Annotated in this window: 10 protein-coding genes; 2 read left to right on the top strand and 8 right to left on the bottom strand. The window is 37.3% G+C overall.

The genetic code is table 11. The features are described 5' to 3' along the window. Positions 1-12 precede the first annotated feature (12 nt). Positions 13-327: a hypothetical protein gene (locus ACO05K_RS14815; protein WP_421945202.1), complete on the bottom strand. Its 315-nt coding sequence runs from the start codon at positions 325-327 to the stop codon at positions 13-15. Between the two features lie 137 nt (positions 328-464). Between ACO05K_RS14815 and ACO05K_RS14810 the strand changes: the two genes are divergently transcribed. Then, positions 465-1322 (top strand): hypothetical protein, encoded by an 858-nt coding sequence (locus ACO05K_RS14810; RefSeq protein ID WP_421945201.1) that lies wholly within the window; start codon positions 465-467, stop codon positions 1320-1322. A gap of 44 nt (positions 1323-1366) precedes the next feature. Here ACO05K_RS14810 and ACO05K_RS14805 read toward each other — a convergent pair whose 3' ends face one another. Beyond that, a complete protein-coding gene (locus tag ACO05K_RS14805; RefSeq protein WP_421945200.1) occupies positions 1367-2509 on the bottom strand; it encodes a Gfo/Idh/MocA family protein in 1143 nt (380 codons plus the stop codon). A gap of 217 nt (positions 2510-2726) precedes the next feature. Between ACO05K_RS14805 and treF the strand changes: the two genes are divergently transcribed. Then, positions 2727-4319 carry an alpha,alpha-trehalase TreF gene (gene treF / locus ACO05K_RS14800; protein ID WP_421945199.1) on the top strand — a complete coding sequence of 531 codons (1593 nt, stop codon included), beginning with the start codon at positions 2727-2729 and terminating at the stop codon, positions 4317-4319. A gap of 68 nt (positions 4320-4387) precedes the next feature. Here the strand turns inward: treF and ACO05K_RS14795 are convergent, their stop codons facing one another. The 6 genes from ACO05K_RS14795 to ACO05K_RS14770 form a co-directional block, all read right to left on the bottom strand. After that, positions 4388-6424 (bottom strand): glycoside hydrolase family 65 protein, encoded by a 2037-nt coding sequence (locus ACO05K_RS14795; protein WP_421945198.1) that lies wholly within the window; start codon positions 6422-6424, stop codon positions 4388-4390. A gap of 69 nt (positions 6425-6493) precedes the next feature. After that, positions 6494-8002 (bottom strand): RagB/SusD family nutrient uptake outer membrane protein, encoded by a 1509-nt coding sequence (locus ACO05K_RS14790; RefSeq protein WP_421945197.1) that lies wholly within the window; start codon positions 8000-8002, stop codon positions 6494-6496. Between the two features lie 17 nt (positions 8003-8019). Continuing rightward, complete coding sequence (locus ACO05K_RS14785; protein WP_421945196.1) at positions 8020-11043, bottom strand: SusC/RagA family TonB-linked outer membrane protein; 3024 nt, start codon at positions 11041-11043, stop codon at positions 8020-8022. Positions 11044-11161: 118 nt separating this feature from the next. Next, positions 11162-12073, bottom strand: a complete 912-nt coding sequence (locus tag ACO05K_RS14780) for a carbohydrate kinase family protein (protein WP_421945195.1) — start codon at positions 12071-12073, stop codon at positions 11162-11164. After that, on the bottom strand, positions 12070-13266 hold the full coding sequence (locus tag ACO05K_RS14775; RefSeq protein WP_421945194.1) for a glycoside hydrolase 100 family protein: 1197 nt from the start codon (positions 13264-13266) through the stop codon (positions 12070-12072). The genes ACO05K_RS14780 and ACO05K_RS14775 overlap by 4 nt, the downstream gene beginning before the upstream one ends. Beyond that, positions 13266-14615, bottom strand: a complete 1350-nt coding sequence (locus ACO05K_RS14770; RefSeq protein ID WP_421945193.1) for an MFS transporter — start codon at positions 14613-14615, stop codon at positions 13266-13268. Before ACO05K_RS14770 ends, ACO05K_RS14775 begins: the two co-directional genes overlap by 1 nt.

Genomic DNA, 14615 nt, shown 5'->3' with positions numbered 1-14615 from the left:
GTATGTTCAGATCTAAGTGCCGGCTTTTGATTTGAAATTAAGAGAAGGCTCTCCCTGTTTTCGAGACTCTAGCGCCAGGCCATATGCTGCGAAATCTGTATAGCCAATAAACTGGCTCAAACTATTGAGGATAAAAGGAGAATTAAATTGAGGATGCTCTCCCTCATAAAGATAAAAGCGGCATACACCAGACCTTGAAATATAATTTTTAGTTTGCAAAAAGACTTGTTCGGATATTAAGCCGCAATGGCTTTCGTCAAACTGCTTCAGGCCACATTTTCTCAAAACTCCTAGTTTTAATTGTTTCTGTACAAGCAGCTTATCCATAAGTGCGTTATTTTTTGATTAATTTAGAAACAGCAAATAATCAAACAATTCGTTAAAAAAAAAGTTTTGTTAACCAGGATAACGGAACTAAAAAAAATAGCGTATTGTTATGCTCAAATATTCTGCCTGTAAGCACGATGAAAAGAAATAACCAAACCATAACACCTGTTCTGTTTAAGGCGTCAATTGAAAAAAAATTGATTAAGGAAGTTGAATCACTGATTAGAAAAGCCTTTTCTTTAAAAAAAGTAACAATTTATTTTAATCATGAGCCTGCAATAGAACTTAAACTGGATTCCGTTGGTTTTGAATACCTTTTTGAAACAGGCGACGAGCAGCAGGGTTTGGTTGTGTTAGAAGGACTGAATAAAAAAAGTTTGAGTACTGCAGAATTAAAACTTCTGAAAAATATATTAGTTATGTTGACGTCGCAACATCTTGCGCTTGGTTTATTTGATGAAGTACAGTCTAGATTAATTTTAGCAGAAAAAGAGGTTAAAGTACTTTCTACTGAACTTGAACTTGCTTATTCAGATTTAAACACTGCACATCAGGAACTTAGTGATGCTTATAACCTTGGTCAGCTAATTAGCAGAAATCTTTCTAGAACCAGAATAGAACTCAAAAGCTTCCTTGAGCAAGCTCCGATTGCATTTGGTATTCTGCGCCATAGAAGACTGAAAATTGAAATTGCAAATGCACTGATATTAAAGTTATGGGGTAAAAATAAATCTGTTATTGGGAAAACCCTGGAAATAGCCCTTCCAGAATTAGCCGGCCAACCTTATTTAGGTATATTGGATAATGTTTACACAACAGGTGAACGTTATGTAGGTAGAGAGGCACCCGTAAGCCTCGAAGTAAAAGGAAAAATCCAGATGGTTTATTTCAATTTTATTTATGAGCCAATAAAAAATGAAAAAGGCATCACCAATGCGATTATGATAATCGCAACTGACGTTACCGAAATGGTGCAAAATAGATTAACCGGGTAAGTGCTTATTTAAGCAGCAAGTTTTGTCAAGTATAGGTTGAAACACTATTTTATCAAAACTTTCTTACCCGTTTTAGCCGAAGTCTTGGCCGCTTCTAAAATCTTAACTACAATTAAATTATTTTCTAAAGAAGATAAATCATTTAGTGGTTTAATTTCATTTTTTAATACCGCAGCCAAATAACCTAAACTACTGGCGTAATTAGGTGCCAATGGTTTTGCTTTATATACCTTATAATCGGCTTTGCCATTTTCTTTTAACCTTAAATTATTTTCGTTAACGGCCTGTATGTAACCTTTATCTCCAAACACTTCCATGTCTTTAATACTGAAAGGCCAGTTCCACGAAGCTTCGATTATTCCGGTAGCGTTAGGGTATTCTAATAGAATTGTAGCATCATCATCAACATTTGGATAGGTTTGCGGTTTGATTTGATGCGTGATGGCTGAAACGGATATTGGGGCTTTCCCATTCATTAACCAGGTCATAAGATTAGCGCCATAACAACCAAAATCTACCAAAGCACCTGCACCATTCTTTTTAGGATCGGTTAGCCAGCTTAAAAATTCCTTACTTACGCCAATTTCCTTTGGCCCCTGGTGACCATCGTGAACAATCATTTTTCTCACATCGCCAAGTAAATTTTGCTCTTTAATATTTACGAAGGCCTCCTGATTGCTTGGATACCAGGTGGTTTCGTAATTGGTTAATAAGTGAATGTTGTGTTGCTTTGCCAATTGTGCCATGCGCTCTGCATGTTTAACAGATATGGCCAAAGGTTTTTCTACCATTACAGAGATACCCAGCGGAGCCGCTGCTTCTACCACAGCCAGGTGATCGCTAATTGCATTATAGGCCAATACGGCATCGGGTTTTCTTTTTTGTAAAAGGGAAGGCAAGTCGTTAAAAAATATACTGTCGGCAAGCTGATAACGCTTTTTAAATCGCTGCACCAATTCAGGATTACTTTCTGCAATGCCAATAATGTTAACCTCTCCTTTTTTATAGCTGTTCATAATCAGGTAAATGTGATCATGATTTAATCCGGCTACTGCAACATTTAACTTGGTTTGAGCTGTAGCTATTGATGATATTAAAAAAGTGATGAGTATTGTAAATACAAATTTAAGTGTATATCTGTGGCTCATGGTTAAACGATTTAGAATGGTTGGATGATTAATTTTCAATGTAGAAATTTAATTTAAAGAATTTTTTAATGGAGTAAAAATATTACAATTTAAGCTTGAAATCTCCTAGATAATCATCAGCAGTTTTGAAACCAGATGGCTCTTCTTTTTTACATAAAAATTCAAACTCATTATTAATGTTTGTTGTTACATTTTAAATAAAAGCTGAAAGTTTTAACCCTAAAATTGATTAAGTTTATACAACTAAATATATAATATGAGCAAGGAAAAAAGGTGCCCTATTTTAAATCGAGTGTACTTTAAAACGATAATTTTTATCTGTTTTCTGATGATTTCTATTCAGGCAATTGCTCAGAAAGAACTCAGTCCGAAACAATTGTACCCCGGATTATTTGAAAAGGTTCAGCTTGAGAAAATTTATCCTGATGGTAAGTCTTTTGTTGATGCGATTCCGAAGATAAAGCCTGCTGAAATTGTAGCCGCTTACCAAAAGCAAAAAGATTTGAAAGAATTTAGTTTAAAGAAGTTTGTAAACGAACACTTTTCCATGCCTGAAAATCATAATGCAGTTTATCAATCGGATATTAATGCAGGTATTGAAAAACATCTGGATACCTTATGGACCGTTTTGAAAAGAAATCCGGATACGGTTTCTAAATTCCAAACCTCTTTACTTCCATTACCAAAACCTTACATCGTTCCCGGAGGAAGGTTCAGGGAGATTTATTATTGGGATTCTTACTTTACCATGTTGGGTTTGCAAAAGGCAGGAAAAACTCAAACCATGAAGGATATGATTGATAATTTCGCGTTTCTGATAAATAAGTATGGTTTTATCCCCAATGGAAACAGAAGTTATTATTTAACCCGTTCTCAACCACCATTTTTTGCCGCAATGGTGCAGTTGTTAACTCAAAATAACAGCGATGTTAAGTTGAGCGATTATAAGGATGCGCTGGAAAAAGAATATAATTTTTGGATGAAGGGCGCTGCGGAATTAAAAAAAGGCGAAGCGGCAAATCATTCGGTAAAACTAGCTGATGGAACGGTCTTAAATCGTTACTATGATGCAGGCGACCAACCGCGTGAAGAATCTTACAGAGAGGATTTTGAGGCAGCAAAGTTAACTAAACAACAACCAGCAGTTTTTTTACGTAATGTTCGTTCGGCAGCAGAGTCGGGGTGGGATTTCAGCAGCCGTTGGTTTGCCGATGGAAAAAACTTCAGCACCATAATTACAACTGATTTACTACCCGTAGACTTAAATACCCTAATGTATAATCTTGAAATTGCAATATCAGAAGCAAATAAGCAGGTCGGGAATCATTCGAAATCACTTTTGTTTGGTGCAAGAGCGCAAACCCGTAAAACGGCAATTTTAAAATATTTCTGGAACACAGAACTGGACTTTTTTACTGATTACAACTGGAAAACCAAATCATTATCTAATCAGTTGACATTGGCTGCTTCATTTCCGCTTTACTTTAAATTGGCCACTCCGGCTCAGGCAAAAGCCGTTTCTGCAAGGGTCGAAAAAGATTTCTTAAAAGCGGGTGGGTTGATTACAACCTTAACTACAACGAAAGAGCAATGGGATGCACCAAATGCATGGGCACCGTTGCAGTACATCAGCATACAAGGCTTACATAATTATGGTTTTGATAAGCTTGCCGATGACATCACCAATAGGTGGATAAACCAGAATATTGCTGTTTTTAAAGAAACAGGGAAATTGATGGAAAAGTACAATGTTGTAGAAACAAACAGTAAAGGTGGTGGGGGAGAATACCCACTGCAAGATGGTTTTGGCTGGACGAATGGTGTACTTTTAAAACTGATGAAAAAGTAACGATTCAACTAAACCTTTAAATCTAAGGGATTGCAAATCGTTATTAATTTGCAATCCGTTAAATCCTATCAATTTTTATTGGTAACTGAAAAAGTTTTCTTTTCGGTGCCTACACCTGTAATCTTTATTGATTTCCAATTTGCAGGTAAAACGGACGGAATTTGAGCAATGCCTTTATTGTTAATATCCAGTCCTCCAAAACCCATAAGCACACTTTGTAAAACACCACCGGCACCAGTTGCAAAATAAGGATTAGTGCCGCCTTTTGTTTCGGCAATAACTCTAAATGGAGGGTTTAAGTTAGGTTGATAAGCTTCTTTGAAATATTTATAGGCTTTTTCTGCATTATCCGTTCTTGCGTAAAGCAAAGCAAAAATTGCATGTGTCATGGCCGGTGTACCTTCATCAGGTATTCTGGTTTCGTAATATGCCAAATCTTTTAAGATTTGACTTTTATCTGTAATGGTTTTTAAAGGATAGGCAAGCAAATTAACATCGGCCTGTTTTATGCCTTCGCCTTTGTAAGTTGCATGTTCTTTAGTTACACCATCTGGAAATTTTAGAATCGGAATATTGTTTTCCACCAATGTCCAATCTTTATTTTGTGGCAATCCTAAAACTGCTGCGGCAAGATTTGCGTTTTTTAGGTTTAGTTTTGCTGCGGCATTGGTGAAGGCATTATTATCTACGTTTTCTGCCCATTCATCAGCTGCAACCACGTTTTTAATATCGAACTGATTTGGACCATTTCGTTCCACTCTGCTCGCCCAAAATTCTGCTGTTTGAGATAAGATTGGCCAACCTTTCTCTTTAAGCCAGACTTTATCCTGGGTTACGCAATAATAACTCCATGCGGCTAGGGCAACATCAGCCGAAATGTGGTGTTCGAAAGGGCCACTTAATGCCCAAACCGGCGTTTCTTCAACACCCGTATCTGCACTTTCCCAGGGATACATGGCGCCTTTAAAGCCATGAGAAAAAGCATTTTTCTTTGCAGCTTCCAATCTTTCAAAACGATACTCAATTAAAGATTTTGCAATATCAGGATGTAGCACTAATAGGGCTGGAAACATCCAGATGTCGGTATCCCAGAAGATGTGTCCGTTATATCCTAAACCAGATAGTCCCATTGGAGATAGAGAATATGAAGTTCCCGCCCGCGAAAATGAAGTGAGATGATACAGCATACTGTGAACATCTTGTTGTGCCTGAGGATCGCCATCTATCTGTATGTCAGATTTCCAAAGTTCGTCCCATGCCGAATTGTGAAATTTCACTAACCTATCGTGTCCTTCAAGTTTGGCAAAAATGGTCATTCGTTCTGCTTCGTTAAGCGGATCTGCATGTTGTGCTGAGCTAATTGTACTTCCAACAACAGAATAGGTATAGCTTTCACCAGCTTTTAACGTTTTATTAAACTTCATTAAATGGCTGTTATTGTCCCACATTTCATGGATGATTTTTGGTTCATTTCCGTGCTGCTCATTAAATAAAAAACTGTTTGAGGCACATAGCTGTAATTTGCCGGTTGGGCTTTTTGCTGTTGATGTTAACAAACTTAGCGTAACATGTGGCCTGTCAATTTCATTGTAGTAGTTCTCCACATCACGAAGTGCATCAGGCGTTTCCATAACACTCGCTGCAGTTAATTTAAAATCTTCCTTTGCGGTGATGGTTACATCCATTAAAACCGAAAATGGCAATTGCCTTAAAGCGTAGTAAGTGTATTTAATGCTTGCTTTGTTGCCATAATTAAGTTGAGTGGTGAAAGAAGCATGCTGCATATCAAGTTCTTGCTGAAAACCCTGTGTGTTTTGACCATCAAGTCTTTTTCCATCAATTTCAATGTACATATTAAGCAGATTGAAACCATTTAAAAAGTTGCTCACACGGCCACGACCATAGGTATCATACGCACCTGCCAAAACAACGTTTTTTACCTTAAAGGGCTGCGGTGCAGAAACTATTCCAATAATTCCGTTTGCAACCGTTACACCATAGTAATTATTAGGGTCGATTTTATCGGCTTTGATTTTCCAGGGATGCTGTGCTTTTAATATAAAGCTGAAGAATAGCGTTGTTAAAAGTAGCGTGAATGTTTTCATAATTGGATTTATACTAAAAAACTAAGCCTGAAAGAATCAGGCTTAGTTTTGTTTAATATTTGGATTAATCTAGTATCCGGGATTTTGGATTAAGTTTGGATTACCAAGCTGATTATCAGGGATTGGGAAAACAAGGTATTTTGCCTCGCTTGCCGGTTTTTCCTGCCATGCGGCAAGGTATTTTCCGAAGCGGATTAAATCTTGTCTTCTGAAACTTTCCCAGTATAATTCACGACCACGTTCATCTAACAAAACATCTAATGTTAGACTGGTTAATGCTGAAGCCCCTCTAACCGTTCTTATTGAATTTACCAATGTTAATGCCTGAGCTGTTAAAGATGTTCTTAATTGTGCTTCTGCTTTCATCAATAAAACATCAGAATAACGGAAATAAACCCAGTCATTTTCTGGTTTTCTTGAACCCGAATTGGCATAATCAACAGGATATTTAATTACACGAATACCCGCTACTTCCAGGTGATTTGGATCGCGTTCGATAATTGAAACTTCTGGTGTAAAAGCTAAAGGATTTCCTTTCCTATCTTTCAAAGCAACACCGTTTTGGTCAAATTGCTGACCAACAAGAAAACCGACTCTTATGCCCGAAACATTTGTCTGGCCAACGTAACTTCCACCTCTTCTGGTATCTGTTGCTTCGAATTTTGCATAGAAATTCGAAAGTGAAGAGAAGCCATTGTAGCCGTTAGGATTTTGATTGTAGTGTGTAGTACATTTCCATTGACCATCTAAATCGCTTCCATTTGCACCACCGATGTTTTGAGCAGTGAAAATGTTCTCTTTCGATAAAATATCGTTAGTGGGTGCAAAATTATCGAAGTAGTTTGGTGTTAACGTGTAGCCGCCTGTTGAAATTTCATCGGCAAGTGTAATCACTCTTGCCATATCTGCCGCATCAAAAGTTGGCGTTGTACGATTTAAGAAAGCACCTTTATTTAAATAAACTTTCATTAAAAGCGTTCTGGCTGCGTTTTTATTGGCAACAATAGCTGGGCCAACCGGCAGATCAGGAATAATTGCATTTAGCTCACTTATTAGATAAGCAATTTCATCAGCTGCGCTTCTTACTCGTGAAGGTTTAGTAACATCCTCTCCCGGGTCTCTGTATGGAACCTGTCCCCATCCATCTAAAATAGAGAATTGAGCAAATGCACGTAAAAATCTAGCCTGAGCTGCCTGGGCAGGCGTTGGACTAGCGCCCAAAACACTCGTTGCTACATATGAAATACTATTTAAATCTCTGAAAACATCAGAAATTCTGGAGTGATCTGGTGCCCATTTGTGTAAATGCAACGAGCGCCATGCACCATTATCATCCCAATCGCCTGCACGTGTTGGAACAATAATTTCATCAGATGTTACTTCCTGTAATGCCGACCAATTCCATGGTGCCTGATAAGGGCCAATCATGGCTGCATATGTTGCACTTAATAAACTTGAAACATTACCTCCACTCACGCCGGCACTACTTACCTGGCCATTCAGGTTTTCATCTAACTTGGTACAACCCGCAAAACTTAGGGCAACCACAGTAAAACCGATAATATATTTATTTTTCATATCTGTATTTTTAAAAATTAAAGAGAAAAATTAACACCGAAATTGAATGTTCTTGCAGTTGGGTAAGCTGTATAATCTATACCTGCTGATGGAACACCACTTACACTCTTGTTTACGTTAACTTCCGGGTCGAAACCTGTATATTTTGTTATTACAAAAAGGTTTTGGCCGTTTATGTAAACATTAAGTGCTTTGATTGATTTTCCGATGTTACCGAAATTGTAATTCAGGGTAGCGTTTGCCAGTTTTACGTAATCACCTTTCTCAATATATCTTGATGATGCTGCAATTGGATTAGCCAACGATTCTGCCACTGGTAAACTTACAAGTGCCGAAGAAATATTTCTTGTTCCTAAATTTGAAATCGCTAATACAGAGTTTGCGGTATTGTTATAAATGCTCTGACCAAATGCACCATTAAAGTTAGCTGTGAATGATAATTTTTTATACCTGAAATTGGTACTTAAACCCATAATAACCTTAGGGTTTGGATTACCAACATAATAATTGGTAAAACCATCGTCAGTGTAAAGAGAAAATCCATTTGCATCTAAACCATTATACTGTCTGGTAACCATTGCAAATAATGGTAGGCCATTTTGAATAACTTCCGTAGTTACACCACTTAAACCCTGACCATTTAACGAACCTGTTTTAATAATTCCGTTAATGTTTTGAACCTTATTTTTAATGAAAGTTGCATTACCACCTAACGACCATGAAATATTATCTGTTTCAACAATGTTTCCGTTTAATGTAAGCTCGATACCTTTGTTGATAATCTGTCCAGGTAAATTTACCCAAGTCGGTACATTACCACCAACAGCTGGTACGAATGAAATTTGAGGGAATAATAAGTCGTTTGTTTCTTTATGGAAGTAATCAACTGAACCTGTAAACCTGTTTTTCATAAATGCAAAATCAACTCCTACGTTGGTTTGTACATCCGATTGCCATTTTAAGTTCGGGTTTGCATTGTTGATGGCTACTAAAGTTGGCGCTCCGTTTGAGTTACCAAAATCATAACGTTGTTGTGCAGAACCCGACGGGAAATCCTGATTACCTGTTTTACCATAACCAACTCTTAGTTTTAATTGGTCAAGCCATTCGGTATTAGCCATGAAAGCTTCTTTTTTAATGTCCCATGCTGCTGCGAAAGAAGGGAAGTAACCGTAACGGTTAGATTTACCAAACTTAGTAGAACCATCTGCCCTAAAAGTTGCAGTTAAAATGTATCGGTTATCATAGTTGAAAATCGCTCTTGCAAAATAAGATTGCAATTCTGTTGTTGGATTGTTAAATGCAGAGAATGTACGGTTTGCTGGTGCAGTTGTTTGAAAAGCATCAGTATAATCTGCAGCAATTTCTCCAAAACCTGTAGCGGTGTTTGTAGTTCCTTTATTTATAAAGTTTGAATACTCGTAACCAATAATTGCATTTAAGTTTAATTTGGTTGCGATTTCTTTATTAAAGTTTAAAGTATTTGTAAACTGCTGGGTAATTAACTCGCTATTTGAGTAACTGGCATAACCACCTAAGAAACTTCCTGATGGCTGAATACCCTGTAGATTTAAGAAACTTCTAGTTGATGCTCTTCTGATACCAGTGCTGTAATTTACACTCGCTAACATACGATATTCTAACCATGGTGTAATTTTGTAGTAAGGCGATACACTACCCAAAATAGTCGAAACTTTTGCCTTATCATCATTTGCTGCTAATGCCGCTAAAGGATTGATGGTAGTAGAACCATAATCAATAAATAAGTTGCCATCAGGTTTGTAAAATGACTGCGTTGGATTCCATGATAATGCCTGGCTAATCAAACTTCCTGTAAAACCTGCATCTGTTGTAATTGGAGCAATTTTTTCAAGGTATTGATTGCTAATCATGTTAATGTCCAACCCTAATTTTTTGCTTTCTAAAAACTTAAAGTTTCCGTTAAAGCCGGCGCTGTATTTTTTAAAATCTGTTGTTTTGATAATACCTTGCTGATCCTGATAACCTAACGAAGCACGGAATGTATTACCGTTAGCACCACCACTTATACCTACAGAATAGTTTTGATTATAAGCCGTTCTGGTTATTTCATCTAGTGCATCAACACTAGTACCAAAATTACCGTTCGCAAGGTTGTATTTTGTTAAAGCTGCACGATATTCATCACCAGATAAAACATCAACTCTTCTTGCAATGTTACTTACACCTGCAGAAGCACTGAAATCGATTTTAGTATCGCCAGATTTACCACGTTTAGTCGTGATTAAAACCACACCATATGCAGCACGAGAACCATAAATGGCCGTTGCCGAAGCATCCTTTAAAATTTCCATCGATTCTATATCGGCTGGATTAATAAAGTTTAACGGGTTTCCGTCTGGTGCGGTACCGATACCTGCACTTGTAGATGGTCTGGCCGAACGTCCATCAAGCGCTACTCCATCAACAACATAAAGTGGCTGACCTGTACCTGTAATAGCCGAGTTACCCCTGATTCTTACGGTTGAAGCACCACCTGGCTGACCGCTGTTGTTAATCATCTGCACACCTGCAACTTTACCCTGAATTAACTGATCAGGAGCATTTAGCGGACCTTTGTTAAAGTCTTTCGCAGAAACAGTAGTTGCTGCGCCTGTTAAATCACTTTTTCTTACTGAAGCATATCCAACTACAACAACCGCATCAAGGTTATTTAATGATGCTAAAGTAATGTTCAATATTGCTTGGTTATTAATGCTTACGGTTTGTGTTTCAAAACCTACAAAACTTACTGTTAACCTTGATGTTGGAGAAGGTGCCGTTATTTGATATTTACCTTCTGCATCACTTTGTGTTCTTGTATTAGTACCTGCAACCTGAATTGTTGCACCTGCTAATGGGGCTTTATCACTATCGTAAATTACACCTTTTACAACGGTTTGGGCATAAGCTACTGTGCTTAAAAAGACCATAAAGAAACTTAAAATTGTAAGTTTCTTCAGTACATGCAATTTCTGTTTCATTGGTGAGCCAGACCAATTGCTTGGTAGAGTCATGTTCATAATAGATTTATTTAATTGGTTAGAAAATTTAGTTTTTTGTGTCGATTTGTGCTTTTTAAATCTTAAGGGGGATGATATTTCATATTTCGTTTCTTAGTTTATGTTAATGATAGATTATTTATGATTTGTATAAGGCGCTTGCCTTTTCAATTTTAAGTTTCGCTGTTCTCAGTGCTTCACTAATGCTATCTTCAGTTGATTTTTCATTGAGAAAAGCGGATAAAAAACCTGCCCAAAATGCATCTCCAGCTCCGGTAACACCAGCAACAGTTGATACAGGCATTGCAGATTTGTGCTTCCAGCTGTGATTTTTTTCTTTATACCATACGCCATTTTTTCCACAGGTAAGGCAAATAATTTGTGCATTTAAATCATCTAGCCAGGCTATTGATTGTTCTATTGTTAAAGATTCTCCCGTGAAACGTTCCAAATCGTCAACACTGATTTTTAGCAAGGGATTTAGTTTGAGCAATTTTTTAAAAACATCTTTACCATCATCATCCTGCCAGATGGACGGTGCGAAATTCCAATCGATTGAGATAAATTTTCCTGCTTGTTTTGCTCTTGTTAAGGCATTTAGAATATTAGCCCGTGCAGGCTCTTTACTCAGCGCAAATGCAGTTGTATGTACTATCGCTGCTGATTCAATCACTGAATCATCGATTCTTTTTATGGCTAAATCTGCATTTCGGTATGGAACAAAATCAGGGGTTTGTTCATTTTTACCAACCAATACAATGCTTGTTTGGCGATTTATGCAACGATGAATGTAAGTTTCTGCTATTCCTGCCGATGTAAGTTCGTTTATTAGAAACTTACCCAAATTATCGTCTCCAACCGTAGCTACTAATTCTGAATTAATACCAAGCCACTTTAAATTGATGCATAAATTGGCCGCACTACCACCTTGATTTGTCGAAAATTTAGCTGCAAAAGCCAGCGATTCAATATTATTATCAGAAATAAGATCGACAAGCAATTCTCCTACAACTAATACTCTTTTCTCCGAAACATTTCCTGTCGAACTCATCCTTTTTTATTAAAAATTAAAAGTTTATTAAAATCATTATTTACTAAAGCCTGCGCTCCAATTATTGCTCCGGCCGCACTCCAGGTACAATTAGGTATGCCACATGGATTGTGGATGGTTCCATGTAAGCATTCATTAAATAAATCATCTTTCATGTTTGATTTATCGATGTCGGTTAATAAATCTTGTGCAAAATCATTTTCATTCTGAACCTTCAAAGCTGCCACAAGCCAGCCATTCCAAACAGGCCACAAACCTCCATTATGGAAGTAACCTGGTTTATTCCGGAAGCCATAAGCATGATTATTTTTTAATTCTTGCATGTCATAATCATTATCCTGAATAGTTGGGTGAAAGGACGGCAACATAGATTGCCTGTTTTGATATAGATTTTTGATGTAATTAATTACTGATTTATTTTGATTATCATTTCCCAAACCAAGTAACAAGCAAAAGGTATTTGCCTGTAAATCGAAGTATTTATAAATCCTTGCGGGATTAAAGCCCATTAACCAAAAATCATCTGATGCTTCTTCTAACTGGTGAGCTAAATTGGCAGCATAAACGTTTTTCTGTTCTTCGTTTTTCCAATAATTCGCTGTAATCGATTCAGTAATATGCAAGGCTTTATCCATCCAGCTTTTATTATTCGATAATTTCGAAGCTAACTTTAATGCCCAAACGCGTAATAACTGATCGAACAAGATATAACCATGTTGAATATATTCATCAGCCCAATCTCCGCTTTGCGGTACATAAACTAAATTTTTCCCGTTAAATTCCCAGCTTTCCAGTACAGCAAAACATTTATCAACCTCATTATTATATTTATTCCAAAGCGTATTATCATCAGTTAGGATTGTGTAACTGGCTAAACCAATTACTGCCCAAGATGGATTATCGGCTCTGCCGGATGTTCCTCCGTAACTCACAGAACCATCTATTGGCGAAACATTTGATGGCATGAAGCCGATTTTATGCTGATTGTTAAAAAGCGTTTCTAAAGTTACTTTTGCTGTTTTTATCAACGCTTCATCTCCACTTAATAATGCCGCAATCGATGTTATTACACCATCTCTTGTCCACACCCGTTTATAATTATCCTGTTCTTTCACAGCTGCAACAAATCCGTAGGGAGTTGATGCCTCATGCAAAAGGTTTAAAGCCAGGTTATATGGTTTTGAGTCGATCATTATAAAGTGTCTGGACTGTTTTTTCTTTTAATTAATAATACCATGAAGCCTGCAATCGTGATTAATATGCCGGCAAATAGTATTGCGTTTTCAGGCTTATGCCCGAGCAAATACCTGTATATGTATTTGAAGGTAATGGTTTCCAATAGCATTGGCATAACGATAAACATATTTAAAATGCCCATGAAAATTCCTGTCTTTGCTTTCGGGATACTTCCAGCAAGCATGGCATAAGGTGTTCCCATCATACTTGCCCATGCAATGCCTAAACCAATTATCGGGATAAATAAGAGTAAAGGATTGTGAATCATTGGCAGGCATATCAAACATAAACCACCAAACAGCAAGCTTATTAAATGAACCTTTTGCGCTGTTATTTTTCGGGCAAAAAAAGCAAGTGGGAAGGCAACTATAAACGTTACTACATTATAACCGCCGTTTACTGTGCCTGTAAGTAATTGTGCAGAAGCAAATCCATCTGAAGCGGCATCGGTAGTGTTGTAGATGGTTTTAGCAAGGCAAAGCGTAATAAATTGCCAGTATATAAACATCGCGTACCAGTTGAACAGATAAACTATGCCCAATTTCTTCATGGTTGGTGGCATAACTTTGAAAGCTTCTGCAATGTCTTTGAAAACCATTTTCACACCACCAGGCTCGGCTTTTATTTTTTCAATTTCCTGAGCTGATAAAGGTGTTTCTTTTGTAGTAAAACAACTGTACATAATTGAACCAATGGAAACTATCCCACCGATAAAAAATGCAGCATAAGTGGTATATGGAATGTTATTTCCGCTTCTGGCATGAATGCTGATTAAACCTGCGGCGATTAAAATTCCAGGCGTAAGGTTTGCTAATGTAATTCCAAGCCCGGTAAAAAAACTTTGTGTTAAAAAACCAAGTGCATGTTGTTCTGAGGGTAATTTATCGCTAACAAAGGCACGATAAGGTTCCATGGTAATGTTGTTACCGGCATCTAAAATCCATAAGATTCCGGCAGCCATCCAAATAGAACTGCTGTAAGGCATTGCAAAAAGACAGATGCTACAGATGATAGCGCCAATTAAAAAGAAAGGTCTTCTTCTGCCAAATCTGCTTGTGGTTTTATCGCTCATTGCACCCACAATTGGCTGAATAATTAAACCTGTCATTGGTCCGGCTAAGTTTAACAGCGGAATTTGATCTGCATTTGCACCGAGGTAAGAATAAATCGGTGTCATATTGGTTTGTTGCAAACCAAAACTGTATTGAATACCAAAGAAGCCAAGGTTCATGGCAATGATTGAACCGAAGTTTAACTTTATGGCTGATGCGAAATTATCAGCCTTTTCTGCTTGAGCAACTATCAT

It is taken from the genome of Pedobacter sp., assembly GCF_965227205.1.
Lineage (GTDB): Bacteria > Bacteroidota > Bacteroidia > Sphingobacteriales > Sphingobacteriaceae > Pedobacter.
Note: the sequence above shows the minus strand (reverse complement) of the source record. Positions and strands in the feature narration are given on the sequence as shown.

Coding starts and splice junctions, on each gene's coding strand:
- ACO05K_RS14815 (WP_421945202.1), bottom strand. CDS start 327: ATGGATAAGCTGCTTGTACAGAAACAATTAAAACTAGGAGTTTTGAGA.
- ACO05K_RS14810 (WP_421945201.1), top strand. CDS start 465: ATGAAAAGAAATAACCAAACCATAACACCTGTTCTGTTTAAGGCGTCA.
- treF (WP_421945199.1), top strand. CDS start 2,727: ATGAGCAAGGAAAAAAGGTGCCCTATTTTAAATCGAGTGTACTTTAAA.
- ACO05K_RS14795 (WP_421945198.1), bottom strand. CDS start 6,424: ATGAAAACATTCACGCTACTTTTAACAACGCTATTCTTCAGCTTTATA.
- ACO05K_RS14790 (WP_421945197.1), bottom strand. CDS start 8,002: ATGAAAAATAAATATATTATCGGTTTTACTGTGGTTGCCCTAAGTTTT.
- ACO05K_RS14785 (WP_421945196.1), bottom strand. CDS start 11,043: ATGAACATGACTCTACCAAGCAATTGGTCTGGCTCACCAATGAAACAG.
- ACO05K_RS14780 (WP_421945195.1), bottom strand. CDS start 12,073: ATGAGTTCGACAGGAAATGTTTCGGAGAAAAGAGTATTAGTTGTAGGA.
- ACO05K_RS14775 (WP_421945194.1), bottom strand. CDS start 13,266: ATGATCGACTCAAAACCATATAACCTGGCTTTAAACCTTTTGCATGAG.
- ACO05K_RS14770 (WP_421945193.1), bottom strand. CDS start 14,615: ATGATAGTTGCTCAAGCAGAAAAGGCTGATAATTTCGCATCAGCCATA.